Here is a 24,900-nt window from a genome sequence, read left to right on the forward strand (position 1 = left end):
TGCCGGTATCGGCTACATCCTGTGAGGAACCGACCATGAACCAAGTCGCATTGGTAACCGGCGCCGGCCAGGGCTTGGGCCAGCGCTTCTGCGCGCAACTGCTTGCCGCAGGCTTTGACGTGGTGGTCTCGGACCGTGACCTGGCGCTCGCTCAGGCCAGCGCCGAACAACTGCAGCAAGCCCGGCAAGGGCAGGGCGGCCGTACCCTCGCGGTCAAGCTCGATGTCGCCAGCAAGGCCGATTTCGAGCAGGCGCTGGCCCAGGTGCTGGAGCACTTTGGCGCCCTGCACGTGGTGGTCAACAACGCTGCGGTGACCAAGACCACGCCGCTGATGCAGATCAGCCCAGAAGAATTCGACGCCGTGGTTGGCTTGAACCTGCGCAGCGTGTTCCTCGGTTGCCAGGTGTTCGGCGCGTACCTGGCCGAGGCCGGTTACGGGCGGATCATCAACATGGCCTCGCTGGCCGGGCAGAACGGCGGCACCGCGACCGGCGCGCACTACGCGGCAAGCAAGGGCGCGATCGTCACCCTGACCAAGATCTTCGCCAAGGAGTTCGCTGCCCGTGGCGTCACGGTCAACGCCATCGCCCCCGGCCCGATCGATTCGCCGGCGGTGCATGCCGCGGTGCCCGCCGAGCGCCTGCCAGGGTTACTGGCGAACATCCCGGTGCAGCGCCTGGGGGACGCCGGTTTTCTGGGCGACCTGATCGTGCAACTGGCGCGGCCCGAAGCCTACTTCACCACCGGGGCGACCTGGGACGTGAACGGCGGCCTGTTCATGCGTTGATTTTTTTTGCGGGGCGCTGCGCGCCTCCTGTCGTTACATGGGACACCGGCCATGAATGAACAATTGTTGAACGTAGTCGTGCGCAAGCGCGAGATCCAAGGGGCCGACGTGGTCGTCCTCGACCTGGGGCGCGCTGATGGCGCGGCGTTGCCGGCCTTCGAGGCGGGCGCGCATGTCGATATCCACGTCGCGCCCGGCGTGGTGCGCCAGTATTCGCTGTGCAGTGACCCGGCCGATGCTTCGGTGTATCGCTTAGGCGTGCTGAAAGACCCGGCTTCACGCGGCGGCTCGGTGGGCGTGCACGAGACCTTGCTGGAAGGGCGCGAGCTGCAGATCAGCGCGCCGCGCAACCTGTTCCCGCTGGCGCCGCAGGCCAGCCGTTCGATCCTGCTGGGCGGTGGTATCGGCATCACGCCGATGATCGCCATGGCCCACGCCCTGCACCAGCAGGGCGCGGATTTTGAACTGCATTATTGCGGGCGCTCGCGCAGCCGCAGTGCGTTTCTCGAGGCGCTGGCGGCGGCGCCGTTCGCCGCGCGGGTGGTCACTCACTTCGATGATGAAGACCCGGCACAGCGGCTGAACCTGGAGGCGGTGCTGGGCGCTGCCAGCCAGGGCACCCACCTGTATACCTGCGGCCCGTCCGGCTTCATGGACTGGGTGATTGAGGGCGCGCGTCGGCAGGGTTATGCCGAAGACCACATCCACAAGGAGTACTTCCAGGTCGAGGTCGACGCCAGTGGCCAAGGTTTTGAAGTGGTGGCGGCGCGCAGCAACAAGACCGTGCAGGTGGCCGAGGGGCAGACCATCCTCGAAGCGCTTGCCCAGGTTGGCATCAAGATCGACATTTCTTGCGAGCAGGGCGTCTGCGGGACCTGCATGTGCGAAGTGCTCGAAGGCGAGCCGGACCACCGCGATGTGTACCTGACCGATGAAGAAAAAGCCGCGAACGACCAGATCCTGGTGTGCTGCTCGCGGGCCAAGTCCAACAAGCTGGTGCTGGATATCTGAGGAGCATGACCATGGTAGATGTAAGCCAGTTTCGCAATGCAATGGCGCTGCTCGGTGGCGCCGTATCGGTCATCACCACCGATGGCCCCGCAGGCCGTTTCGGTTTTACCGCGTCGGCGGTGTGCAGCGTGACCGACGCGCCGCCCACGTTGTTGGTGTGCATGAACCGCGCCTCGTATTCGAATGAGCAATTCAAGGCCAACGGCGCGCTGTGCGTGAACGTGCTGGCCGGTACCCATCAGGAGCTGTCGGGGGCGTTTGCCAACCGCAACCTGAGCACGGAAGAGCGCTTTGCGACCACGCACTGGACCGTGCTGGAGAGCGGCGCGCCGGTGATGCAGGAGGCGCTGGTCAACTTCGACTGCCGCATTGCCCAGGTGCATGAGGTGGGTTCGCACAGCATTTTCTACTGCGAGATCCAGGACATCCGCCATGGTGGGGCGGACGATGGGCTGGTGTATTTCAACCGCGCCTATCACCGGGTATGCGAGGCCTCGAAGGCGTGCTGAGCAGCTTGCGCTGACCCTGTGTAGGAGCAGCCTTGTGCTGCGAAGAGGCCGGTGAAAGCACCGGCGATGTGTGCTCTCGAAGGCGTGCTGAGCAGCTTGCGCTGACCCTGTGTAGGAGCAGCCTTGTGCTGCGAAGAGGCCGGTGAAAGTACCGGCGCTGTGTGCCGTTTGCACTGGCCTCTTCGCAGCACAAGGCTGCTCCTACAGCTGCGAAGTGGCCGGTGAAAGTACGCGCGCTGTGTGCCGTTTGCACTGGCCTCTTCGCAGCACAAGGCTGCTCCTACAGCTGCGAAGAGGCCGGTGAAAGTACCGGCGCTGTGTGCCGTTTGCACTGGCCTCTTCGCAGCACAAGGCTGCTCCTACAGGAAGGGAATTGGGCGTTAAGGGGTTTCGAGGTTATGGAACACCACTTCCAGCATCCGGTTCAGGCGCTGCACCTGCGCTTCGGTCAGCCCCTTGAAACTGCGCTGGAACAGTTCGCGCGTCACGTCCTGCATGCGCTCGATGTTCTGCAGGCCGACTTCGGTGATCCGCACCTGGGTCACGCGCCCATCCTCCGGGCTTGGCGCGGTATCGACCAGGCCGTCGTCCTTCATGCGGTAGACGATCTTGGTGATGGTCGACAGCTTGGCGATGGCGTGGGTGGAGATCTCGGAAATGCTCGATTCACCGTTCTCGTTGAGGATCCACAGCACGCGCCAGCGCGGCACGTCGAGGTCGATCTTCTTGAGCAGACGTTCCATGTTCTGGGTGTAGCGGCCATGCACGCGCGCCAGCCAGTAGAAGGGGAAATCTTCCTTGCGAAATTCATCGCTGGCCGGGTCGTGGTGGCTGTGGCCTGTGTTTTTCGAGTTGCTCATCGATTCACTACTTGTGCGGAAATAGTCGCGACATCATAGACGTTTCCGCGCATTTGGCTACCGTAAAGCGGGCGCATAATACTGGAATGTTCAGTTGACATTTCAAGTAATCGGCACGCATTTTATCGGCTGGGCCCAGGCCCGGCATCCATTCTTGAAGAGGGCTGCACAACAATGACAATCATCGTAGAAACCCTTGATCTGGGCGGCACCGGCCCCCGGGTCGTGGTCAAGGACACCATCGATGTCGCCGGTACCGCGACCCGCGCCAGCAGCCAGGCGTTAGAGGATGCGCCGTTGGCCGAGCGGCATGCCGACGTGGTCAGCCAGTTGCTGGCGGGCGGTGCCCGGCTGACCGGCAAGGTGAGCCTGCACGAACTGGCGTTCGGCACGACCGGCATCAACCGCTATACCGGCACGGCCGCCAACCCGCGCTTTCCGGGGCGCATACCCGGTGGCTCGTCCAGCGGCTCGGCTGCTGCGGTGGCCGCTGGCCTGGCGGATTTCAGCCTGGGCACCGACACCGGTGGCTCGGTGCGTGTCCCGGCCTGTTGCTGTGGCGTGTTCGGCCTCAAGCCGACGTTTGGCCGGGTAAGCCGTAAAGGCGTGATGCCGGCCCGCACCAGCCTCGACTGCGTTGGCCCGTTCGCCGCGAGCCTGCCGATGCTGGTACGCGCCATGAGCATGATCGACCCCAGTTTCGTCCCCGCCCAGGTACCGGCCAAGGCGCGCATCGGCGTATTGCGGGTGACCGCCGAGGCCGCCATCCACAAAGTGGTGCACGGGGCCCTGAGCGCCAGTGGCTTGCCGTTGGGCAATGTCGAACTCAAACACTTTGGCGCCGCCTATGACGCCGGCATGGTCGTGATCAACCGCGAGACGTTCGAAGGCTGTGGCCACCTTCTGCAAACCGGCAAGGTCGGCAGCGATATCGCCGGGCGCCTGGCGGCAGCGGGGCAGACCACTGACACGGCGCTGGCCGAGGCGGAGGAAGTGCGTCGACGCTTTACTGAAGAAGTCGACCAGGCCCTGGCCAACTTCGATGTCCTGGCCCTGCCGACCATGCCGGACTTCCCACTGCGCCTGGAGGACGCCGCCGATACCCGCGCGGTGCTGGGCATGACCTCGCTGGTGCGGCCGTTCAACCTGTCGGGGCACCCGGCATTGAGCATTCCGCTGGGCAGCGAGGCCGGTTTGCCGGTCGGCCTGCAACTGGTGGCGGCCAAAGGCGCCGACGAGAAATTGCTGGCAGTGGCCGAGCGCTTGCTGCTGAACCTGTACGCCGGCAACGATCATTGAGGCCACGATTGCGATGACCGATATCCTCGAACTCCAGGCCCGCCTGCGCAGCTTTGAACACCAGCAGGCCATCCGCGTCTGCATCAACCGCTACATGGCGTTGTGCGACCAACTGGACGCGCAATCCCCGCTCGATGAACTGGCGCAGCTGTTTTGCCGTGACGCGGTGTGGGAGGGCAAGGGCGCCAAGTACGCCGAGAGCTTTGGCGGCTACCGCGGGCGCGAAGCGATCCGGGCGATGTTCGCCACCTACATGAAGACCCCGGCGCATTTCGCCTTGAATGTGCACTTTCTGACCAGTGAGGTTATCGAGGTGGCCGGCGAGGAAGGGCTGGGGCGCTGGGTGATGTTGCAGACCAGTACCTTTGCCGACGGCGCTTCGCACCTCAATGCTGCCCGGCTGACCGTGCGCTTTGCGCTGGAAGAGGGCCAGTGGCGCATGGCGCATTTCCAGACCGAGAACCTGTTCAGCCGACCAGTGACGGCGTGGAACAGCGACGCGCCTTTGCCGGTGCCAGAGCGGTAGTCACTGTTGCTGGGGCTGCAAAGCAGCCCCAGATCTTCAGCTCAGAAGGTACTGACGAACACCACCTGGCCATACAGGTTGTCGTGGTTGTTGCCCAACTGCGTCCCCCCTTGCTCCACGCTACGATCCGGCTGATACAACCCCACCAGCGGCACGATCATCAGGTGATCATTGAGGGTCCACTCGGCATAGATATCCAGCTCGCGTCCGTCCACATTGCCCAGGTTGCGATCGATGGTGTCGAAATGGAACCCCATCACGCCAAGGTTCAACGTCGGCGTCGGGCTGACCGTCAGGCCGACCTTCTGCACCCGCGCATTGCTGTTGAACGGCCCGGCATAGTTACCGGCCACCTCACCCTGGAACCAGGTACCCAACCCGCGCCCGAGGCCATAGAACAGCGTGTCGTACTGCTCGGAAAAGCGGCTGTAGCGGTAGCTCAGGTTCGGTTGCCAGGGCAGGTCGGCGAAGGTCCAGCCGGCTTCCAGGTACCAGGCGTCCTCGGTGGCGGTATGGGGTTTGTCCTGTTTGGCGTATTCCCCGGACAAAAACAGGTTTTCTACCCCGGCATTGCCCTGGCCACGCAGGCTGTAAGTCTTCATGCCATCGCGTTCCAGTTGCAGCGGTGAGGCGTACTGCTCGTCGACATGGGTAGTGCCGATATAGGTCAGGCCGACGGTGCCGGCGTCCGCCACGTGCTCAAGGGTGGCCACGTGCAGTTCGGTGTTGGCCTGGGCGCGGTTGTCTGACTGCAGCCACATCAGGTCGCCGCGCCAACCACTGCTGCCGCCCAGGCGCAGCACGGCGGTCTTGTCGAAGCTCTTGCGAGCGGCGAGGTAGTACGCACCGCCCCGGTTGAACTGACCATCGGCAAGGCCATGGCCGACGTTCAGCGAGTCACCCTGAAGCAGAAACCCATCGCCCACGGCGACCATCTGCTTGCCGAACGACAGGTCGATACCGTCCTCGCCCAGGATCGGCACCAGGTTGCCGGACTTCCAGCCCACGTAGGCATCCTCGATCTTGCTGGTGCGTTCGCTGCCATCGCTGAAGCCGGCAGCATCACCGTCGCCCCAAGTCGCCGAGCTGAGCATGGCGAAGGCGCCGTACAGCGAACCGACGCTGCCCAGGGCCTGGTCGGCGCTCAAGCCATACTTGATATAGCCTTCCCGCCACGAGGTGGAGCCGGGTTGGTCGCGGGCGATGGCGTAGCTGCGTTCGCTGTGGAATGCACCGAACACGGCTTCCACATTGGCGTTCAGATGGCGTTCGGCATCGCTGTACAGCTCGTGCGCGGACGCACTCAGCGAAGCCCCGGCCAGGAGTGCGGCCAAGGTTAGGCGGAACGGGCGGTGGTGCATGGTCTGGCTTCCTTTGTCATGGTTTTGGCAGAAGTTCCGAAGACGTGCCAATGATCATGAAGCAAGCCCAGCCTTGGGCTTTTGCCCTGGCTGCCAGTTGACTTTGGCGGTGTGCCAAGCTGATGGGGCGGGCGTTGAAAACGCAGAAGGCCCCATTGCGGGGCCTTCGTGGGTAAACGTGGTTACTTGAGGCCGGCGAGGAAACACGTCACCGACTGGCGTTCGCCCGCGTCCGGCAACCCTGCATAAGGCATGTAGGTGCCGGGTACTGCCGCCTGTGGCTGGGCAATGAAGGCGCCGATGCTTTGTGCCGTCCAGGCCGCCTGGCGGGTTTTCATGGCCTGAGAGTAATTGGCCCCTGGCACGGTACCGGGGGTACGGCCCACCACGTCGTGCAGGTTGGGGCCCATCATCACTGGGCCATCCTTTTGCGCCGAATGGCACGCGGCGCAGTCACGCGCGAACACCTGTTCGCCCTGTTGGCGCTGCGGGGCCGCGCAGTCTTCGGCCAGGGCCAGCGGGCTGGCCAGCGCGGCAAGGAGGAAGGGCATTACGAACTTGCTGGATACGACGGTCGACATCACGCACGGTTCCTGGGTAGGGCAGCGCGGGGCTGCTTCTTGTTGGTGTTCTGCTTGATTGTGTGCGAGTACAGGCGGGCGGGTTTTGTTGTGCCTGCCAGGGTGTTTGCTGGGCTTGTCAGTTGGCGTGACGCTTGCGGTACTCGCCTGGGGTCATGCCAAACCGGCCTTTGAATGCGGTGCTGAAGTAACTCGAATCGGAAAACCCCCAGGCATACCCCAGCGACGACACCTTCTGATCCATCGACGGGTTGCGCAGGCTTTCGGCGCAGAAGTCGAGGCGGCGGTTGCGGATGTACTGGGCGATGACCAGGTCGTGTTTGGCGAAGATGCGGTACAGGCTGCGCATGGAGATGCCTACTTCGCGGGCAATGAACTCAGGTGTCAGGCTTTCGCAGGTGATGCGCTGGTCAATCAGTGCCAGGGCCTTGCGGAACATCCGCTCGTGGCTGCCGGGCACCGAGTCCTGGGTGATGGCGGGGCGCAGCAAGGCGATCAGCGCCTCCAGTACGGCCTGGCTTTCGTTGTTGGCCATGTGCTGGGTGCGGCCGGCTTCGAGCATCATCTGGCGGGCCATGCTGGCCAATGGGGTTTGCGCTTCGATGCGTTTGGCGCAGGCCACGTTGACGCCGCGGGTGCCGCTTTCGACCTGAGTGCGCGGCAAAATCAGCGACAACTGGCGCGAGCGCTGGTGGAAGTGCATGTCCAGCGGGGCACTGGCGTCGATCAGGGTCAGGTCGCCGGGCCGCAGCTCTATGCGTGCATCCTGGTGCTCGATATGCGAGGTGCCGGCCATCTGCAAGACGGCATAGTAGTTGTCGGCACCGCTGGAGCGTATTTCCCGCGGGCCGCGGAACAGGTTGACGTGGGTCATGTCGACGATGCTCATGGAAATCTGGCCTACCTGGCACTTTTCGAGCTGGCCGACGAAGCCTGCGTCGAGCTTGCGGGCGTTGAAGTGGCCGCAGGCATCGTTGACCTGGCTGAGCCAGGCCTGGAAGTGATCGTCGGTAACACGGGTTGCTGGTGTCATGGGGGCCTCGCGCGGTAAGACGTGGAACGGTTCGCTTGGGCGAACTCTTGGATGGGTGCCTTAAAGCATTACAATTCACTTGAATTTTCAAGCAAAAAACGGGCCTGAGAGGTGGGGGTGTAGCAGGGGGTATTAGCTAGTGCATTGTTTTAATTGAGATTAATTTTATTTTTGATGAGTGTGTTGGCAGTGGTAGTGGTGTGATTAGTGCGCTGGAATGCGCTGCGATGTAGCCAATTGATACAGGTTTGTTTCCAGATGTTGCACTTTGGCAGGTTGAGTGAGGGCGACGAGGTGCCTGCCTCAGGTTGTGAGGTGGGGCGTAGATCGAGCGCCGCCCGCGCGGCGCTTCGCAGCACAAGGCTGCTCCTACATCTGTTTCGGGCCAGTCATTCCTGTTCCATGGGCGCGCGGCCCCTTAGCGCCCACCTCAATATCGAGGTGGACCAACAAGGCGGTCGCGCGCAAATATCACAGGCCGCACTGGCCCGAAACAGATGTGGAGCAGCCTTGTGCTGCGAAGCGCCGCGCGGGCGGCGCTCGATCTCACAGGCGCCGAAAATCCTGCGACGAACACCCCCAACCCCCACCCGACAACCAAAAAAAAGCCCGCTGACAGGGCGGGCTGAAGGCACAACGCTTGCGTGATTCAGTGGCCAAGCCCATCGCTGATGGCAATGCCCTTGGCCTGCATCGCTTCGATCAACCCGGCGCGCACATGCGGCAGGTTGAGCATGCTGTTCTGACGTACTCGATGTACTTCCTCGCCGCTGTACGGCGGCCATTGCTCGGGTGAGCTGTTGCCGGCCATCCCATCCCGCGCCAGCAGCCAATTAAGCAAATCGGCAATCTGCTGATCATTAAGCGCCGACTGGGAAATCCCCGGCACCCGCACCAGAAACTCGCGCCCGCCCGGCACCCGCAGGAAGTTGCCGACAAACCCCTGCATGCGCGGCGTGTCGTTGGCCGCCGAGCCTTCGCCGTTGTCGCGGTGGCAGCCGGCGCATTGCAACTGATAATTCACCGGCACCGAGTAACCGGCCTGGGCAATCGGCACCGGTGGCACCTCGTTGCCCGGCGCCGGGCGCTGGTTGGGGTTGGGCAGGGTCCTGGCCTGGGCGACAGGCGCCAGCAGGCACAGGATCAACACCGCGGTCAGGGCCTTCACGGCGCTAGACCGCCACACCGCGGATGATGGTAACGGTGCAGTTGTAGATCTTCGACTCAGCCCCCAGGCACCAGTTGATGTCGTTGTTGTTGAACGGGCGATACAAGGGTTGTTCATCGTCGTTGCGCGAGCAGGCGCACTGGCCGCACGCGTGCTTACCGCAGCAGTCGTTGTACGAGATGATGTAGTTCTTGCCATCTGCCGGGTTGCGGCAGGTGCCGATCCAGGTCACCAGCGAGGCATCGGTGCCGGGCGGGCAGGAGGTAATCGAACCGCCGCAGCACGAGCACAGGAAACCGTCGATCGAGCAGTTGCGCCAGTAGTCACAGCTGGTCGGGTCGCCTGGGTCGCCCATTTTCGGCTGCTCGGCAGCCAGCGCCTTGGCGGTGCGGTCGATCGGCAGCAGCACCGGCAGGGCAGCGCCAGCGACGATCAGCGAGCCCAGGCGCGCCAGCACCTTGCGCCGTGAAGTGGTGTCGGCGACATGACGGCTGGAGCGTTCAAACAGTTTGTCGAGAAAACTCATGGTGTGCTCCGCGATCAGTGTTGCGCGCTGTGTGGGTGGGCATGGTCATGGTCATGGTCGTGAGCATGGCCGTGCGCGTGGTTGCCGTGCAGGTACTGCTGCAGGCTCGCGCTGCCCAGGTGCACGGTCTCGAACAGGCTGTCCAGGTGCTCGCGGGAGTTGACCAGGCCCTTGGCGCGCAGGGTGCCGGCCTGGTCGATCAACACGGCGTACGGCAGCTTGCCAATCTGGTAGGTCATGCCGATCTCGGGGCCGACCACGTAGGTGGCTTGCTGCAAGTCGTTGGCGTCGATCAGGGCCTGCTGTTCGGCAAAATCACCGTCGCTGACATAGATCACGTCCAGCTCGCCGCTGTTGTCCTTGGCGATCGACTTGATCGCAGGCAGCAGCGATTTGCACACCGGGCAGCCGGGCGCGAGGAAGAACAGCAGTTGCGAGCGTTCGCCGCGGTAGCCGATGTTAACCGGGCGGCCATGGCGGTCGGCGGCGGTGACCTGTGGGGCGGGGTCGTTGACCGTCACGCCTTTGTCTACCATCAGCGCACCGGCAGGCGCGATGCGGCCATGCAGCACGCCGATCTGGCGCACCAGGGCCATGACCGTGAACGCCACCGCGATCAGCAGCAGCCAGAGCAGAATGTTCGATGCGATAAGCAGTTGCATGGGTTATCTCCCAGTCAATTTGGCAAGACGCGGCTGGTTGGCCAGCAGGCCATCCACCGCCACATGAATCAGCAGCGCCACGGCACTGGCCGCAATCACCACGAAAATATCCAGGGCACCGAGTGCACGCTCGGCCATGGGCAGCGCCGCCAGGCCGGCTAACAGGGCGATCACCAGGTTGCGCAGCAACAGCACTGGGCGCAGTGGCTGGGCAGCGCCGGGGCCTGAACAGCCGCAATCGATGTCGCGGCGGCCACGCCACAGGTTGATGCCGATGGCGCTGGCATACAGCGCCATCAACAGCACCACCGCCAACGCCGCGCTGGCTCGCCCACCGGGTAGCAGCAAGGCCAGCGCCAGGGCCAGTTCGGCCAGTGCAAGGCTTGCCGTGGCTACCGGTGCCAGGGGTGCTGGCAGCAGTTGGTAGGCGCGCACGATGGCGCTGAACGCGCGCAGGTCACGTAGCTTGTGGCTGGCGGCACTGGCCAGCAGCGTCGCCAAAGCGGTACTGCTGGCAATCACGAGAACAGGGTCGAGCATGGTCGGGTCTCCTGTTTACCAAGGGGCCAAGGTGAGCACGGGCGTGTCGGCGATCTGGTCCATGGCACCACTGTGCTTGCCGGTGGCCAGGTCGAAGAACTGCACGCCGCCTTCCAGGTCGGTGGCCACCAGAATGGGCGCCTTGTCATGGCTGGCCTGCAGGCTCCAGACCGGCTTGGGCGAGTCGAGCGTGCCGAGTTTCTTGCCCGTCTTCAGGTCGAACGCCCAGATGGTGGTGCTCGGGTCTTCCCATTTGCCATCGGTATGCTGGTCATGCATCAGCGCATACAGCCGGTTCAGGCCTGGCGCCAAGGCCAGGGCTTGCCAGCCACCCGGCGCCCAGCCTTGCTTGCGTTCTTCGTCGCTGACCAGCGACCAGGTGGGCTGCGGCTTGGCCTTGCCCCCTTCGAAACTTACCGGGTACACCTCGCCATGGGTGGTGGTGAAATAGTAGGTGTCGCCGTTGGCGATGGCGCGCTCGTTGAGGCGGACCTTGTTTGGGTCGAAGAACGGCGTCTGGGTGCGCGAGACTTCCTTGCCGTCATCATCCAGTGTCACCACTAGCAGTTGGCCGTCACCGCACAGTGACGCGAAGCTGCGTTTGCCGACTGGGTAGTTGAGCACGCAGCCGCTGATGGCGACTTCGCTGGCGACCGTGTGCGTCTGAGTATTGACCACGGTCACCGATGTCGACGGCGTCAGGTTGAAGACATACGCCAGTTTGCTGTCGGCGCTGACACCCATCGCGTACTTCTCGGTGAGCGTGGAGGCGCGCTTGGCGGGCAGTACCACTTCCCATTGCGGGCGCAGGGTCTGGGTGTCCCAGGCCACCAGCACATCGGTGCGTTCGCCGTAGGTGCCACGCGAGTAGAACAGGTTGGCCGAGTACAGGGTGCGGTTGTCCGGGCTCAACGCTGTTGGGGCGACGAAGGCGTTGGTGGTCATGCCGAGCATGCGCTTGGCCTTGGGGTCGACCACCACCACCTTGCCGGCGATGGGGTTCTTGAAGTCCACATCGAGGATGTAGACACGGTGGGGGTCCGGCGGGAACGGCAGGTTGTTCTGGCCGATCTCTTCGGCGGGCAGGTCGGCCCGCACCGCGCTTGTGCTCGCAGCCAGGGCCAAGGCCAGGGCTGCCGAGATGCTAAGCCTGTCTACGCGACGCATTGGCTATCTCCGATGTTGTTATGGGTTATGCAGATATCGCAGTGATCGCAGTGTGCCGCCTGGGCCGGCGTGGTGATTTGGCCAGCGTGACATTCTCTTGAGGCTCCCTGACAAAACGCCAGTCGGGGCTGGCAGGCAAGTAGGCAGGGGCCTGAAGATCGGCCCGCACACACTTTTGCGCTGCCTTCCAGGAGTCATGTCATGAGCGATATCCAGCTGTTACCTGCCGTGGTCGAGTTCCTCGCCAGGCCCCATGGCCATTTCATCGAGGGCCAATACCAGGCGGGTGAGGCGGGGCCGTCAGTCGATATCCACGACCCCTCCAGTGGCACAGTCATCAGCCGGGTTGCCGAGGCCAGCGAGGCGGAAGTAGCACGTGCGGTGCACAGTGCCCGGCAGGCCTTCAAGGGCAGTTGGGCTGAGGTTTCGCCCTATCAGAAAGGCGTGGTGCTCAACCGCTTGGCTGACCTGATCGAGGCCAATGCCGAAGAGCTGGCACAGCTCGAGACCCTGTGTTCCGGCAAGTCGATCAACCTCTCGCGGGGGTTGGAGATCGCTCAAAGTGTAGTCTTCCTGCGTTACTTCGCGGGTTGGGCGACCAAGATCACTGGGCAGACCATGACCCCGTCGCTGCCTTCATTCGGTGGCGAGCGCTACACCGCCTTTACCCTGCGTGAGCCGGTGGGCGTGGTCGCGGGGATCGTGCCGTGGAATTTCTCGGTGATGATCGGTATCTGGAAGATCGCCTCTGCCTTGGTAACCGGTTGCACCATCGTGATCAAACCCAGCGAATTCACGCCGCTGACGCTGCTGCGCATCGCCGAACTGGCGGTCGAGGCAGGGGTGCCGGCGGGGGCGTTCAACGTAGTCAATGGGCGCGGGCAGGCGGGCCAGCTGTTGATTGAGCACCCGCTCGTGGCCAAGGTCGCGTTCACAGGCTCGGTGCCGACCGGTATCGCCGTCGGCAAGGCCGCGATGGCAGCGAACCTGACCCGCGCCACGCTGGAACTGGGGGGCAAGAACCCGGCAGCCTTGCTGGCCGATGTGGACGTGGACGGCGCCGTGGCAGGCATCCTGCAGACGGCCTTTGTGCACCAGGGGCAAGTGTGCGCATCGCCGGAGCGGGTGTATGTGCACCGCAGCAAGGTTCAGGAATTTACCCGCAAGCTGGGTGAAGCGCTGGGGCAGTTGAAGATTGGTTCGGCGCTGGACCCCGACGCCCAGTTCGGCCCTTTGGCCAATGCTGCGCACCTGCAGAAGATTCTCGGCTTCTTCGAGCGTGCCCGGGCCAGCAACACGGTGGTCTGTGGGGCGAAGGCGCTCGACCGGCCGGGCTACTTCGTCGAGCCTACGGTGGTGCTGGCCAATGACCCCAGTGACCCCTTGCTGCACGAGGAAACGTTCGGCCCGATCGTCTGTGTGCTGCCGTTCGACGATGAAGAGCAGTTGCTGGCGTTGATGAACGACAGTCCTTATGGCCTGACCGCCAGCCTGTGGACCAACGACCTGTCCAAGGCGCTGCGGCTGATCCCGCAGATCGAAGCGGGCACGGTGTGGGTGAACATGCACACCTTCCTCGACCCGGCGGTGCCGTTTGGTGGGTCGAAGGCATCGGGGGTAGGGCGGGAGTTTGGCAGTGCGTTCATCGAGGATTACACCGAGCTCAAATCGGTGATGATCAGGTACTGAGCAAAGCTAGCAATCGTTTAATCGTGTAGGAGCAGCCTTGTGCTGCGAAGAGGCCGGTGACACCAGCAAATGCTCACTGTGTTATCACCGGCCTCTTCGCAGCACAAGGCTGCTCCTACAACGCGGGGGCTCTAGAATGGTCGTTTTACCCGAGCCCGCAACGCCATGTTGCCCATCGAACTGCTGCCGACCACCGCTGATCAGGCCCCTCTGATCCGCAACTGGCTACTGCGTTGCTATGCGCAAGACTCGCCCGCCTTCATTCGGCAAAGGACAGTGCAGCAAAATTTTGTGAACCACTTCACAAAATCCGAGTGACCGGCATAATGCCATCACCTCTGTACAAGACCCGGTCGCGCAGCGCCGGGGTCCTTTTCGTGCCCGTCGAAGGTCCAGGTTAATTTCATGTCGCTAGTCGCAAGCCCCGACATCATGTATCGGCTGTTGATCCAGAGCGTGGTGGACTATGCCATCTACCTGCTCACCCCCGAAGGCATTGTTGCCAACTGGAACCCCGGCGCCCAGCGGGCCAAGGGGTACCTTGCCGACGAGATCGTCGGCCAGCATTACTCGTTGTTCTACAGCGAGGCCGAACGGGCTGCTGGGCTGCCCGCGCATAACCTTGAGCAGGCGCGTTGCACGGGGCGCTTCGAAGAGGTGGGTGTGCGGCTGCGCAAGGATGGCTCGGCCTTCCATGCGCATGTGGTGATCGACGCGGTGCATGACGATGACGGCCGCCTGGTGGGGTTCGCCAAGGTCACCCGCGACATCTCCGAACGCCACCAGCAGGAGCTGGAGCTGCTCAAAGCCAAGGAACTGGCCGAACAGTACAGCCAAGAGATGGCCAAGCTGTCGCAGTTTCTCGACTCGGTCATTGCCAACATCCCGGCCAGTGTCATGGTCCAGGACCTGGAGAGCCAGCGCATCCTGCTGGCCAACCAGCAGGCCGAACGCCTGTTTGGTGTGCCGGGTTCGAGCATGATTGGGCAACTGCCTGCCCAAAGCCTGGCGCCGGCTGCAGCCGATTACCTGGAGCAACAGCTCGCTCGCGGGGCACGCAGCACCAAGGGCTATGCCGCGGAAACCCGGGTCGACACCCAGTGCGGGCCACGCACCCTGCGCAGCCGTACGCTGCTCAGCCAGCACCGCGAGGGCCAGGCCGACTATGTGCTGTTCGTGGCCGAAGATGCCACTGAAGAGTTGGCGGCCCACGCGCAGATCCACCATATGGCGCACCACGATGCCCTCACCGGGCTGCCCAACCGCACGCTGTTCCATGAGCGTTTGCGCCAAGCCTTGGTACGCGGTGATGAGAACGCCAAGCTGACCGCTGCCCTGTGCCTGGACCTGGACAATTTCAAGAACATCAACGATTCGTTAGGTCACGCGTTCGGCGACAAGCTGCTGCGTGAGCTAGGCAAGCGCTTGCGCCGCGAACTGCGCGAGCACGACACGTTGGCCCGCCTGGGCGGTGACGAGTTTGCCATCGTGCTCACGGGGCTGGATGGCCGTGATGCCGCGTGCAATACCGCGCAGCGCCTGATCAATGCCATTTGCCCGCCGTTTCAGATCGAGGGGCATCAGTTCACGGTGGGTGTGAGTATCGGCGTGGCGATCGCCCCGGATGACAACGACCAGGCCGAGCAACTGCTGGGCTATGCCGACATGGCGTTGTACGAAGCCAAGCGCAATGGCCGCAACCGGTACGAGTGCTTCAATGTCGAGCTGGATGTCGCCGCCCGCCAACGCCGCCTGGTCGAAACCGACCTGCGTACGGCGCTGCACCTTGGTCAACTGCAGTTGCACTACCAGCCGGTGGTCGACCAGCAGACCAGCAGTGTGACGGGGTATGAGGCGTTGTTGCGCTGGGAGCATCCGACCCGCGGCATGGTCATGCCCATGGACTTCATCCCCATCGCCGAAGAGACCGGGCTGATTCACGAGCTCGGCATCCGCGCGCTGAACCTCGCGTGCCAGGAGGCGGCCAGCTGGGACAGCGAACAGACAGTGTCGGTCAACCTGTCCCCGGTGCAGTTCAAGAATGCCAACCTGGTTCACACCGTGGCTTTGGCCCTGTCTGATTCGGGCTTGCCGGCGCGGCGCCTGGAGCTGGAGATCACCGAGTCGGTGTTGTTGGGCAACAGTGAGGAGAACGTGCGCACCTTGCGGGCGTTGAAAGACCTGGGTGTGTCGATTTCGCTGGACGACTTCGGTACCGGGTATTCGTCGCTGGGGTATTTGCGTTCGTTCCCGTTCGACCGGATCAAGATCGACAAGTCGTTCGTGCATGACATGTGCGACAGCCGCGAAGCCATGTCGATCATCCGCGCCATTACCGACCTGTCCAACAGCCTGATGATCAAGACCACGGCCGAGGGTGTGGAGTCAGAAGAGCAGATGCGGCGCCTGGCGGCAGAGGGGTGCTCGCACTTCCAGGGCTACCTGTATGGGCGGCCTGTGCCGGCGAGTGAGCGGTTGAAGCAGGTGGCGTTGCTGTGGGGCTAGGTGATGCCCGGCGCCCCCGCGCGATCCCTGTAGGAGCAGCCTTGTGCTGCGAAGAGGCCGGTGATAACACAGTGAATCTTTAGTGCCATCACCGGCCTCTTCGCAGCACAAGGCTGCTCCTACACAGTGGGCCAGTATCAGCTATTCCAGTCAGGCGCAAAGTCGGGGCTGACCACGCGCTGATCTTTCGGCAAACCCGCAATCAATGCCCGGTCTTCATCATCCAGCCGCACGTCCAGCGCCGCCAAATTCGCCAACTGGTTCTCGCGGCTGCTGGCCTTGGGAATCACTGCGACGCCGTCCTGGTCGAGCAACCACTTCAGTGCCACCTGGCTCGGCAGGACGCCATGCTTGCGGGCAATCGCCTGGATCACCTCTTGTTGCGCCGCCTGCCCGCGTGCCAGCGGGGTGTAGGCCGTGAGCAGCAAGTCGTGGCGGCGTGCATAGTCGAGCAACGGCTGCTGGTCGAGCAGCACGTGGTACTCCACCTGAATGGCCGACAACGGCGCGCCCAGCGTCTCGACCACTTGGCGCAGCAGGCCAAGCGGGAAGTTGGCGACACCAATGCTGCGCGCCTTGCCTTCGTCACGCAGGGCTACCAGGGTCTCGATGCTGCGGGCCAGGTCCCAGTCCTTGCCCGGCCAGTGGATGTGGAACAGGTCGACCTGCTCGGTGCCCAGCACGCGCAGGCTGTCTTCCAGCGACTGACGCATGGCCTTGGGGTCCAGGCGGTCCCACCAGACCTTGGTGGTCAGGTGGATCTGCTCGCGTGGCACGTCGCTCTCGCGCAGGGCTTGGCCCACGGCCGCTTCATTGTTGTAGGCGGTGGCGGTGTCGATGTGTCGGTAGCCCAGGTCCAGGGCCTGGCGCACAGCCTGGGTGCACTCGCTGCCGGTCATCGGCCAGGTGCCCAGGCCGATGCAGGGCAGGTCCAGGCCGTTAGGGGTGGTGAGCCTTCGCATGACAGTTCCTTGTAGTGGTTACAGAGTCCGTAGGGGATGGTCTTCGATCAGCCCGGCGCGGACCATGCGCGGCGGGGCGAAAGTGGTCGATCAGCGAACGGAAATTGCGTTTGGCCTGGACAAGCGCCAATTGAACTTCCTTATCCTCGTCTATCTCTTCTAGAATTCGAGCTGTTTCATCCGCCAGGCCAGCCCTGTGCGGCTTTCCCTGGGCGCAGCATCCGGCCGCGCCGCCGTCGAGAACGCCATGAGTTCCAGCACACCGCTGTCCGGAGTCAACCAACCGCTGCGTGGCATCGCCCTGGTGGTGGTGGCGACGTTCCTGTTCGCCAGCCACGATGCCCTGTCCAAGTTCCTCGGCGGCCTGTACCCGATCATCATGGTGGTGTGGGCGCGTTATGTGGTGCACACCCTGCTGATGGCCGGGATCTTCCTGCCCAAGTCTGGCCTCAATGTACTGCGCACCCGTCGCCCGCTGTTGCAGACCCTGCGTGCCCTGAGCCTGCTCAGCACCAGCCTGCTGTTCACCACCGGCCTGCAGTACCTGCCGCTGGCGGAGGCCACGGCGGTCAACTTCCTCGCGCCCGTGCTGGTCACGGCCTTGTCGGCACCCCTGCTCAAGGAGCGGGTGACGGTGGGGCAGTGGGTGGCGGTGGTGATGGGCTTTATCGGGGTACTGGTGGTGGTGCACCCCGGTGGTGCGATGTTCACGCCGGCGATCCTGTACCCCTTCGGCTCGGCGCTGGGCTTCTGCTTCTATCAGTTGCTGACGCGAATTCTGGCTGCCCATGACAGCCCCACCACCAGCAACTTCTATGCAGGGCTGTGCAACACCCTGGCGATGAGTGCGCTGGTGCCGTTTTTCTGGGAGGTGCCGCGCTGGGACCACGCGCTGTTGATGCTGGCGCTGGGTGGTTTCGGCATGACTGCCCACCTGCTGCTGACCCAGGCGTTTCGCCATGCTGCACCGGCGCTGCTGGCGCCGTTCAGCTACTGCCAGATCGTGTTTGCCGGGCTGCTTGGGCTGCTGTTCTACAGCCAGGTGCCAGACAGCCTGAGCCTGGTGGGGATCTCGATCATCTGCATCAGTGGCCTGGGCGCGGCGTGGATGCAGCGGAGCAAGTGACACGGCCTGGGTTCATGGCGATGCCATGAACTGCAGGATCCGCTCGCGCAACCAGCGCTCGGCCGGGTCGTTGTCCTGGGCGCCACTCCAGACCATCGACAATTCTGCCTCGGTGATTTCGAAGGGCGCTGGGTCGGCGCGCAAGCTGCCGTCATCGGCCAGGGCGCAAGCGGCGTAGTCCGGTACTGTGGCGATCAGTTCGGTGTTGCGCAGCAGCGCGCGCAGGCTGCCGAACTGCGGCACGGCCAGCACCACCTTGCGGCATCGGCCGATACGCGCCAGGTCCAGGTCGATGTTGCCGCTCATGTCGCCAGAAAACGACACCATCACATGCGGGCGGGCGCAGTACTCGTCGAGGGTCAGTGGCCCCGGTCGATCGTCGGCGCGTAGCACGCGCACGCCAATGTCGCGCAACTTGCGGCGCTTGGCGTTGGCCGGCAGGTCGGTGGTGTAGCTCACGCCCACCGAAATCTCGCCGCTGGAGAGCAGGCCTGGCATCAACAGGAAGTTGGCCCGCCGCACCACCACGCTGATTTCGGGTGCCTCTTCGCGCAAGGCTTGAAGCAGGGCAGGGAGCAGGCCGAACTCGGCGTCGTCCGAAAGCCCGAGGCGGAATACGTTGCAGCTGTTGGCGGGGTCGAACGCCCGCGCACGGCTGATGGCGGAAGAAATCACATCCATGGCCGGCCCCAGCTCGGTGAAAATCTGCATCGCCCGTGGCGTGGGCTCCATGGCCCGACCGTTGCGGATCAGCAGCGGGTCGTCGAACAGCTCGCGCAGGCGGGCGAGGGCGGCGCTGACGGTGGACTGGGTGATGAACAGTTTTTCGCCGACGCGGGTCAGGTTGCGTTCGATCATCAGGGCTTCGAACAGCACCAGCAGGTTCATGTCGACGCGGCGCAGGTCGTTGCGGTTCATGGGGGTTGGCTCACGGGGTCTGAGGGGATTGGCGGTGTATTGAAGCACGGAGCTGGCCCGATGGCCTTGTATGGATGTGCGGGCCTCTTCGCGGGGCAAGCCCGCTCCCACAGGTTTGGTACGGGGCTCGATCTACCTGTGGGAGCGGGCTTGCCCCGCGAAGAGGCCGGCACGGCAAAACGCTGACAGAGCCAGCCTATTACCCCGTAATACTCGCTCTATTAGAAGTCTGCCCAAGCTCGGCTAGTCTTTCCCCTGGCCCTGTGAATTCCGCGGCCGGGGCGCGCCTGAGCACCTGTGTTCAAGACCGTAGCGCTCCGCCGTGACAGCTTCGCAAGCCCCGTGTCGGCAAGACACCGACCAGACCTGATGAGGGGTAGGCACGAGCCCAAGCGCTCGGCTGATAGAACACCTGGCATAGACCGGAAATCTGGATAACCGACCCAAAGGTACCCACAGATGTCGAACGAATCGAAATGCCCGTTCCATCAAACCGCAGGTGGCGGCACCACCAACCGTGACTGGTGGCCTGACCAGCTCAACCTGAGAATCCTTCACCAACATACCGCCAAATCCGATCCGATGGACCCGGATTTCGACTACGCCAACGCCTTCAAGAGCCTCGATTTCCAGGCCCTGAAGCAAGACCTGACGGCCCTGATGACCGACTCCCAGGACTGGTGGCCCGCCGACTTCGGCCACTACGGCCCGCTGTTCATCCGTATGGCCTGGCACAGCGCCGGGACCTACCGCATTGGCGATGGCCGCGGCGGCGCCGGTTCCGGTCAGCAGCGATTCGCCCCGCTCAACAGCTGGCCGGACAACGTCAGCCTGGACAAGGCCCGGCGTCTGCTGTGGCCGATCAAGCAGAAGTACGGCAACAAGATTTCCTGGGCTGACCTGATCGTCCTCACCGGCAACGTCGCGCTGGAGTCCATGGGCTTCAAGACCTTTGGTTTCTCTGGCGGGCGTGCCGATGTGTGGGAGCCGGATGAAGACGTGTACTGGGGCTCGGAAAAGGTCTGGCTGGGCGGCGATACCCGCTACGGCAAGGAGCAGGTCAAGGCCCAGGAACCCGGCCAGGGTGACTTGGTGGCCGAACCCGCCAAGCACGGTGAAGAACAGAGCCGCAACCTGCAGGCAGAGCGCAACCTGGAAAACCCGCTGGCCGCCGTGCAGATGGGCCTGATCTACGTCAACCCGGAGGGCCCGGAAGGCAACCCTGACCCGGTCGCTTCGGGCAAAGACATCCGCGAAACCTTCGGCCGCATGGCCATGAACGATGAGGAGACCGTGGCGCTGATCGCCGGGGGCCATGCGTTCGGCAAGACCCATGGCGCAGGCCCCGCCGACAATGTGGGGGCCGAGCCCGAGGCTGCGGGCCTGGAGATGCAGGGCCTGGGTTGGGCCAACAAGTTCGGCTCCGGTAAAGGCCCCGACACCATCACCAGCGGCCTGGAAGTGACCTGGACCTCAACCCCGACCAAATGGAGCAACGAGTACCTCAACAACCTGTTCAATTTCGAGTGGGAGCTGACCAAGAGCCCGGCCGGTGCGCACCAGTGGCGGCCGAAGGAAGGCAAAGGCGCAGGCACCGTGCCGGATGCCCATGACCCCAGCAAAACCCATGCGCCGTCCATGCTCACCTCCGACCTGGCGCTGCGCTTTGACCCGATCTACGAGCCGATTGCCCGCCGCTTCAAGGACAACCCCGACCAATTGGCGGACGCCTTTGCCCGTGCCTGGTACAAGCTGATCCACCGCGACATGGGCCCGCTGGCGCGCTATCTCGGGCCAGAAATGCCCAACGAGGAATTGCTGTGGCAAGACCCGCTGCCTAAAGCCGACCCGGCGTCGCTGGGCGAGCAGGATGTCGCTGCGCTCAAAGCCAAGATCTTGGCTTCAGGCTTGAGCGTGGGCGAGTTGGTATCGACCGCTTGGGCTTCAGCTTCGACCTTCCGTGGGTCTGACAAGCGCGGTGGTGCCAACGGTGCACGCTTGCGTCTGGCACCGCAGAAAGACTGGGCTGCGAACCAGGGCGTAGGCAAGGTCTTGGCAGCGCTGGAGAAGATCCAGGGCGAGTTCAGCAACGGTGGCAAGAAGGTCTCCCTGGCCGACCTGATCGTGCTGGCAGGTACCGCCGCCGTCGAGAAGGCTGCCAAGGATGCGGGTTACAGTGGCAGCGTCGGCTTCCGCCCCGGCCGCGTCGATGCGTCTCAGGAGCAGACCGATGTCGAGTCGTTCGCCGTGCTGGAACCGTTGGCCGATGGCTTCCGCAACTTCACCAAGGACCGCTACAGCGTCAAAGCCGAGAAGCTGCTGTTGGACAAGGCCCAACTGCTGACCCTGACGGCGCCCGAGCTGACCGCGCTGATCGGCGGCCTGCGTGTGCTGGGCGCCAACCATGGCGGCAGCAAGGACGGGGTGTTCACCGACAAGCCGGGTACGTTGAGCAACGACTTCTTCCGCAACCTGCTGGACATGGGCGTGGAATGGACGCCGACGTCAGCCGACAACGAGCGCTTTGAAGGCCGGGACCGCAAGACCGGGCAGGTTAAATGGACGGGCAGCCGTGTTGACCTGGTGTTCGGTTCGCATGCCCAGTTGCGGGCGTTGAGCGAGGTGTATGGCAGCAGCGATGGCAAGGACAGGTTTGTGAAGGCCTTCGTTGCAGCTTGGGTAAAAGTGATGGAGCTGGACCGCTTTGATCTGAAATAAAGCGTGCCTGAAACCCCACAGCCTGTGTAGGAGCAGCCTTGTGCTGCGAAGAGGCCGGTACAGATAGCCGCAATTCGGGCTGCCTGTGCCGGCCTCTTCGCAGCACAAGGCTGCTCCTACACGTCGGTGGCCATCCCGCCAATTCCAGGTCGGATAGATACAAAAGCGTCCTCGTTCGTTCTGTTGCAATGCTTCTCAGGCGGCCGGCCTGAAACAGCGTGCTCACAACGACAAGGAACCCGACCATGCACATGCCAAAAACCCTGAAGATCCGCAACGGCGACAAGGTCAAAGCGACCTTCTCCGCTCAGGAATACGCAGCCCGCCACGCCCGCCTGCGGGCCTACATGGCCGAGCAGGACATCGAAGCGGCGATCTTTACCTCGTACCACAACGTCAATTACTACAGTGATTTCCTCTACTGCTCGTTTGGCCGCCCCTATGCACTGGTGGTGACCCAGGACAAGGTCGTCTCGATCAGCGCCAACATCGATGGCGGCCAGCCTTGGCGGCGCACGGTCGGCACCGACAACATCGTCTACACCGACTGGCAACGCGACAACTTCTTCGTCGCCATTCAACAAGCGCTGCCGCTGGCCTCACGCATCGGCGTGGAATACGACCACCTCAACCTGCAAAACCACGCCAAGCTCGCCGCCTGCTACCCCAAGGCCGAGTTGCTGGACATCGGCGCCCCGTGCATGCGCATGCGCATGATCAAGTCCGCAGAAGAGCAGGCGTTGATCCGGCACGGCGCGCGGGTGGCCGATATCGGCGGCGCGGCAGTGGTCGAGGCCCTGCGTGAGCATGTGCCCGAGTACGAAGTGGCGCTGCATGCCACCCAGGCGATGGTTCGCGAGATCGCCAAGTCTTTCCCCGACGGCGAGCTGATGGACACCTGGACCTGGTTCCAGTCCGGGCTCAACACCGACGGCGCGCACAACCCGGTCACCAGCCGCACGGTGGGCAAGGGTGAGATCCTCAGCCTCAATTGCTTCCCGATGATCGCCGGCTATTACACCGCCCTTGAGCGCACCTTGTTCCTCGACCATTGCCCGGATGATCACCTGCGCCTGTGGCAGGCCAACGTCGAGGTGCATGAGGCTGGGCTGAAACTGGTGCGCCCGGGCATGCGCTGCAGTGACATTGCCCGTGAGCTGAACGAGATCTTCCTGCGTCACGACCTGCTGCAGTACCGCACGTTTGGCTATGGCCACTCGTTTGGGACGTTGAGCCACTACTACGGTCGCGAGGCGGGGCTTGAGCTGCGCGAAGACATCGACACCGTGCTGGAGCCGGGCATGGTGGTGTCGATCGAGCCGATGATCATGCTGCCCGAAGGGCGGCCGGGTGCTGGCGGCTACCGCGAGCACGATATCCTCATCGTCAACGACAGCGGCACCGAAAACATCACCAAGTTCCCGTACGGGCCGGAGCACAACATCATCCACAAATGATGCTCGGTGCCGGCCCCTGTAGGAGCGGGTTTACCCGCGAAGAGGCCGGCACCAACAACAATAAAATCACTGTATGACCACCAGACCCTGCCTCCAATTAGAAGAACCAGAGGGTACCCGTCATGTCCAGCACCACCCTGAACGCCTCAACCCTCGGCAACGTTGCGCACAGCGCCGAACGCCAGGCCCTGCGCAAGGCCGCGCGCGCCAGTTTCATGGGCAACTTCGTCGAATGGTTCGACTACGCCGCCTACGGCTACCTCGCCACCATCATTGCCGCCACGTTTTTCCCGCAAACCGACAAAACTACCGGCCTGCTGGCGACCTTCGCGGTGTTCGCCCTGTCGTTTCTCGTTCGCCCGCTGGGCGGCGTGGTCTGGGGCCACTTTGGTGATCGCCATGGGCGACGCAATGCGCTGTCGTTGTCGATCCTGATCATGTCGATCTCGACCTTCTGCATCGGGCTGCTGCCCGGCTACGCGCAGATCGGCCTATGGGCACCGTGCCTGTTGCTGGTGATACGCCTGGTGCAGGGCTTTTCGGCGTCGGGCGAATACGCGGGGGCATCGGCCTTCCTGGCCGAATACGCGCCCCAGGGCCGGCGTGGCCTGTACACCAGTATCGTGCCGGCCAGCACGGCAGCGGGGTTGCTGTTCGGTGCGGCGTTTGTGGCGGTGCTGCATGAGCTACTCAGCACCGAGGACCTGCACAGCTGGGGCTGGCGCCTGCCGTTCCTGCTGGCTGCACCGTTCGGGCTGGTGGGCCGTTACATCCGCATGAGCCTGCAGGACACCCCCAAGTTTCTGGAGATGGAGCAGCGTCTTGAGAACAAGGCCTGCATGACCCCGGCACCGATTCGCGAGTTGCTGACCCAGCATCGCCGCAGCCTAGGCATCGGTATCGGCGTCACGTGCCTTAACGCGGTGGCGTTCTACCTGCTGCTCAGCTATATGCCGACGTACCTGTCTACTGAGCTGGGCATGACCGAGCGAGATGCCTTCATTGCCTCGACGGTTTCATTGGCCACTTACATCGGCCTGATTTTCCTGATGGGGCGGCTGTCGGATCAGTTTGGCCGCAAGACCATGCTGGTGATCGCCTCGCTGCTGTTTTTGGGGCTCACCGTGCCCTTGTTCACGTTGCTCGATGGGCAACCGCTGCTGGTGATTCTGGCCATCCAGATTCTGTTTGGCGCGATGCTGGCGATGAACGATGGGACCTTGCCGTGCCTGTTGGCCGAGATCTTCCCGACGCGGGTGCGCTTCAGTGGTTTCGCCCTGAGCTTCAACGTGGCCAATGCCTTGTTTGGCGGGACGGCGCCGTTCATTGCCACCTGGCTGATACAGGTGACCGGCAGCAAGCTGGCGCCGGCGGGGTACCTGTTGGCCGCAGCACTGGTGGCGCTGGTGGCGATGCTGATGTGCCGGGAGACGGCGTATGCGGCCCTGAAGGACTGATTCAATCTGGGCCGGCCTCTTCGCGGGCAAGCCCGCT

Annotated in this window: 22 protein-coding genes; 11 read left to right on the forward strand and 11 right to left on the reverse strand. The window is 63.5% G+C overall.

Annotated elements, in window-relative coordinates; translation table 11 throughout:
* Nucleotides 1–35: 35 nt before the first annotated feature.
* The 3 genes from AC5PZ0_RS25145 to AC5PZ0_RS25155 are packed head-to-tail and all read left to right on the forward strand — an operon-like array spanning nucleotide 36 to nucleotide 2,308.
* Entirely contained in the window at nucleotides 36–788 is a 753-nt protein-coding gene (locus AC5PZ0_RS25145; RefSeq protein ID WP_027595329.1) for an SDR family NAD(P)-dependent oxidoreductase, read from the forward strand.
* A gap of 51 nt (nucleotides 789–839) precedes the next feature.
* On the forward strand, nucleotides 840–1,799 hold the full coding sequence (locus AC5PZ0_RS25150) for a PDR/VanB family oxidoreductase (RefSeq protein WP_238216803.1): 960 nt from the start codon (nucleotides 840–842) through the stop codon (nucleotides 1,797–1,799).
* Nucleotides 1,800–1,810: 11 nt separating this feature from the next.
* Complete coding sequence (locus AC5PZ0_RS25155; RefSeq protein WP_027595331.1) at nucleotides 1,811–2,308, forward strand: flavin reductase; 498 nt, start codon at nucleotides 1,811–1,813, stop codon at nucleotides 2,306–2,308.
* 380 nt (nucleotides 2,309–2,688) lie between these two features.
* On the opposite strand, the gene AC5PZ0_RS25160 is transcribed toward AC5PZ0_RS25155, so the two are convergent.
* Entirely contained in the window at nucleotides 2,689–3,168 is a 480-nt protein-coding gene (locus AC5PZ0_RS25160; RefSeq protein ID WP_027595332.1) for a MarR family winged helix-turn-helix transcriptional regulator, read from the reverse strand.
* A 174-nt stretch (nucleotides 3,169–3,342) separates the two neighbouring features.
* Here AC5PZ0_RS25160 and AC5PZ0_RS25165 point away from each other — a divergent pair, with 174 nt between their 5' ends.
* Nucleotides 3,343–4,467, forward strand: coding sequence for an amidase (locus tag AC5PZ0_RS25165; protein WP_493855966.1), 1,125 nt, complete (start codon nucleotides 3,343–3,345; stop codon nucleotides 4,465–4,467).
* Between the two features lie 13 nt (nucleotides 4,468–4,480).
* Complete coding sequence (locus tag AC5PZ0_RS25170) at nucleotides 4,481–4,993, forward strand: nuclear transport factor 2 family protein (RefSeq protein WP_186682552.1); 513 nt, start codon at nucleotides 4,481–4,483, stop codon at nucleotides 4,991–4,993.
* 41 nt (nucleotides 4,994–5,034) lie between these two features.
* Here AC5PZ0_RS25170 and AC5PZ0_RS25175 read toward each other — a convergent pair whose 3' ends face one another.
* The 8 genes from AC5PZ0_RS25175 to AC5PZ0_RS25210 form a co-directional block, all read right to left on the reverse strand.
* Nucleotides 5,035–6,354, reverse strand: coding sequence for an alginate export family protein (locus tag AC5PZ0_RS25175; RefSeq protein ID WP_493855967.1), 1,320 nt, complete (start codon nucleotides 6,352–6,354; stop codon nucleotides 5,035–5,037).
* Nucleotides 6,355–6,536: 182 nt separating this feature from the next.
* Nucleotides 6,537–6,935 (reverse strand): c-type cytochrome, encoded by a 399-nt coding sequence (locus tag AC5PZ0_RS25180; RefSeq protein WP_027595336.1) that lies wholly within the window; start codon nucleotides 6,933–6,935, stop codon nucleotides 6,537–6,539.
* A 118-nt stretch (nucleotides 6,936–7,053) separates the two neighbouring features.
* Nucleotides 7,054–7,968: a transcriptional regulator FeaR gene (gene feaR / locus AC5PZ0_RS25185; protein WP_493855968.1), complete on the reverse strand. Its 915-nt coding sequence runs from the start codon at nucleotides 7,966–7,968 to the stop codon at nucleotides 7,054–7,056.
* Between the two features lie 649 nt (nucleotides 7,969–8,617).
* Complete coding sequence (locus AC5PZ0_RS25190) at nucleotides 8,618–9,136, reverse strand: cytochrome c family protein (protein WP_275745206.1); 519 nt, start codon at nucleotides 9,134–9,136, stop codon at nucleotides 8,618–8,620.
* Nucleotides 9,137–9,140: 4 nt separating this feature from the next.
* The gene (locus AC5PZ0_RS25195; protein WP_027595339.1) at nucleotides 9,141–9,662 is read right to left on the reverse strand and encodes a methylamine dehydrogenase light chain; all 522 of its coding nucleotides are present in this window, start codon (nucleotides 9,660–9,662) and stop codon (nucleotides 9,141–9,143) included.
* Between the two features lie 14 nt (nucleotides 9,663–9,676).
* Nucleotides 9,677–10,324 (reverse strand): methylamine dehydrogenase accessory protein MauD, encoded by a 648-nt coding sequence (gene mauD, locus AC5PZ0_RS25200; protein ID WP_238216793.1) that lies wholly within the window; start codon nucleotides 10,322–10,324, stop codon nucleotides 9,677–9,679.
* Between the two features lie 3 nt (nucleotides 10,325–10,327).
* Nucleotides 10,328–10,864 (reverse strand): MauE/DoxX family redox-associated membrane protein, encoded by a 537-nt coding sequence (locus tag AC5PZ0_RS25205; RefSeq protein ID WP_099429009.1) that lies wholly within the window; start codon nucleotides 10,862–10,864, stop codon nucleotides 10,328–10,330.
* 15 nt (nucleotides 10,865–10,879) lie between these two features.
* Nucleotides 10,880–12,031: an amine dehydrogenase large subunit gene (locus AC5PZ0_RS25210; protein ID WP_238216791.1), complete on the reverse strand. Its 1,152-nt coding sequence runs from the start codon at nucleotides 12,029–12,031 to the stop codon at nucleotides 10,880–10,882.
* A 201-nt stretch (nucleotides 12,032–12,232) separates the two neighbouring features.
* Between AC5PZ0_RS25210 and AC5PZ0_RS25215 the strand changes: the two genes are divergently transcribed.
* Nucleotides 12,233–13,720, forward strand: a complete 1,488-nt coding sequence (locus tag AC5PZ0_RS25215) for an aldehyde dehydrogenase family protein (protein ID WP_493855969.1) — start codon at nucleotides 12,233–12,235, stop codon at nucleotides 13,718–13,720.
* Nucleotides 13,721–14,125: 405 nt separating this feature from the next.
* Nucleotides 14,126–16,225 carry a putative bifunctional diguanylate cyclase/phosphodiesterase gene (locus tag AC5PZ0_RS25220; RefSeq protein WP_186682566.1) on the forward strand — a complete coding sequence of 700 codons (2,100 nt, stop codon included), beginning with the start codon at nucleotides 14,126–14,128 and terminating at the stop codon, nucleotides 16,223–16,225.
* Between the two features lie 137 nt (nucleotides 16,226–16,362).
* On the opposite strand, the gene AC5PZ0_RS25225 is transcribed toward AC5PZ0_RS25220, so the two are convergent.
* A complete protein-coding gene (locus AC5PZ0_RS25225) occupies nucleotides 16,363–17,187 on the reverse strand; it encodes an aldo/keto reductase (protein WP_099453760.1) in 825 nt (274 codons plus the stop codon).
* A 247-nt stretch (nucleotides 17,188–17,434) separates the two neighbouring features.
* On the opposite strand from AC5PZ0_RS25225, the gene AC5PZ0_RS25230 reads away from it, so the two are divergent.
* Entirely contained in the window at nucleotides 17,435–18,313 is an 879-nt protein-coding gene (locus AC5PZ0_RS25230; protein WP_027595346.1) for a DMT family transporter, read from the forward strand.
* A 12-nt stretch (nucleotides 18,314–18,325) separates the two neighbouring features.
* On the opposite strand, the gene AC5PZ0_RS25235 is transcribed toward AC5PZ0_RS25230, so the two are convergent.
* Entirely contained in the window at nucleotides 18,326–19,231 is a 906-nt protein-coding gene (locus AC5PZ0_RS25235; protein ID WP_027595347.1) for a LysR family transcriptional regulator, read from the reverse strand.
* Nucleotides 19,232–19,690: 459 nt separating this feature from the next.
* On the opposite strand from AC5PZ0_RS25235, the gene katG reads away from it, so the two are divergent.
* From katG to AC5PZ0_RS25250, 3 genes are all read left to right on the forward strand, one after another.
* Nucleotides 19,691–21,949, forward strand: a complete 2,259-nt coding sequence (gene katG, locus AC5PZ0_RS25240) for a catalase/peroxidase HPI (protein ID WP_493855970.1) — start codon at nucleotides 19,691–19,693, stop codon at nucleotides 21,947–21,949.
* A 245-nt stretch (nucleotides 21,950–22,194) separates the two neighbouring features.
* On the forward strand, nucleotides 22,195–23,406 hold the full coding sequence (creA, locus tag AC5PZ0_RS25245) for a creatinase (protein ID WP_493855971.1): 1,212 nt from the start codon (nucleotides 22,195–22,197) through the stop codon (nucleotides 23,404–23,406).
* Between the two features lie 122 nt (nucleotides 23,407–23,528).
* Nucleotides 23,529–24,863, forward strand: a complete 1,335-nt coding sequence (locus AC5PZ0_RS25250) for an MFS transporter (RefSeq protein ID WP_493855972.1) — start codon at nucleotides 23,529–23,531, stop codon at nucleotides 24,861–24,863.
* The last annotated feature ends 37 nt before the right edge of the window (nucleotides 24,864–24,900 follow it).

This window comes from Pseudomonas sp. 5.2 (genome assembly GCF_059025405.1).

What these genes read in the sequence shown, in the direction of transcription:
- AC5PZ0_RS25235 (WP_027595347.1), bottom strand. Translation starts at nt 19,231, where the DNA reads ATGAACCGCAACGACCTGCGCCGCGTCGACATGAACCTGCTGGTGCTG.
- feaR (WP_493855968.1), bottom strand. Translation starts at nt 7,968, where the DNA reads ATGACACCAGCAACCCGTGTTACCGACGATCACTTCCAGGCCTGGCTC.
- AC5PZ0_RS25170 (WP_186682552.1), top strand. Translation starts at nt 4,481, where the DNA reads ATGACCGATATCCTCGAACTCCAGGCCCGCCTGCGCAGCTTTGAACAC.
- AC5PZ0_RS25160 (WP_027595332.1), bottom strand. Translation starts at nt 3,168, where the DNA reads ATGAGCAACTCGAAAAACACAGGCCACAGCCACCACGACCCGGCCAGC.
- AC5PZ0_RS25225 (WP_099453760.1), bottom strand. Translation starts at nt 17,187, where the DNA reads ATGCGAAGGCTCACCACCCCTAACGGCCTGGACCTGCCCTGCATCGGC.
- mauD (WP_238216793.1), bottom strand. Translation starts at nt 10,324, where the DNA reads ATGCAACTGCTTATCGCATCGAACATTCTGCTCTGGCTGCTGCTGATC.
- AC5PZ0_RS25220 (WP_186682566.1), top strand. Translation starts at nt 14,126, where the DNA reads ATGTCGCTAGTCGCAAGCCCCGACATCATGTATCGGCTGTTGATCCAG.
- AC5PZ0_RS25155 (WP_027595331.1), top strand. Translation starts at nt 1,811, where the DNA reads ATGGTAGATGTAAGCCAGTTTCGCAATGCAATGGCGCTGCTCGGTGGC.
- AC5PZ0_RS25165 (WP_493855966.1), top strand. Translation starts at nt 3,343, where the DNA reads ATGACAATCATCGTAGAAACCCTTGATCTGGGCGGCACCGGCCCCCGG.
- AC5PZ0_RS25215 (WP_493855969.1), top strand. Translation starts at nt 12,233, where the DNA reads ATGAGCGATATCCAGCTGTTACCTGCCGTGGTCGAGTTCCTCGCCAGG.
- katG (WP_493855970.1), top strand. Translation starts at nt 19,691, where the DNA reads ATGTCGAACGAATCGAAATGCCCGTTCCATCAAACCGCAGGTGGCGGC.
- AC5PZ0_RS25210 (WP_238216791.1), bottom strand. Translation starts at nt 12,031, where the DNA reads ATGCGTCGCGTAGACAGGCTTAGCATCTCGGCAGCCCTGGCCTTGGCC.
- creA (WP_493855971.1), top strand. Translation starts at nt 22,195, where the DNA reads ATGCACATGCCAAAAACCCTGAAGATCCGCAACGGCGACAAGGTCAAA.
- AC5PZ0_RS25195 (WP_027595339.1), bottom strand. Translation starts at nt 9,662, where the DNA reads ATGAGTTTTCTCGACAAACTGTTTGAACGCTCCAGCCGTCATGTCGCC.
- AC5PZ0_RS25205 (WP_099429009.1), bottom strand. Translation starts at nt 10,864, where the DNA reads ATGCTCGACCCTGTTCTCGTGATTGCCAGCAGTACCGCTTTGGCGACG.
- AC5PZ0_RS25145 (WP_027595329.1), top strand. Translation starts at nt 36, where the DNA reads ATGAACCAAGTCGCATTGGTAACCGGCGCCGGCCAGGGCTTGGGCCAG.
- AC5PZ0_RS25180 (WP_027595336.1), bottom strand. Translation starts at nt 6,935, where the DNA reads ATGTCGACCGTCGTATCCAGCAAGTTCGTAATGCCCTTCCTCCTTGCC.
- AC5PZ0_RS25150 (WP_238216803.1), top strand. Translation starts at nt 840, where the DNA reads ATGAATGAACAATTGTTGAACGTAGTCGTGCGCAAGCGCGAGATCCAA.
- AC5PZ0_RS25175 (WP_493855967.1), bottom strand. Translation starts at nt 6,354, where the DNA reads ATGCACCACCGCCCGTTCCGCCTAACCTTGGCCGCACTCCTGGCCGGG.
- AC5PZ0_RS25230 (WP_027595346.1), top strand. Translation starts at nt 17,435, where the DNA reads ATGAGTTCCAGCACACCGCTGTCCGGAGTCAACCAACCGCTGCGTGGC.
- AC5PZ0_RS25250 (WP_493855972.1), top strand. Translation starts at nt 23,529, where the DNA reads ATGTCCAGCACCACCCTGAACGCCTCAACCCTCGGCAACGTTGCGCAC.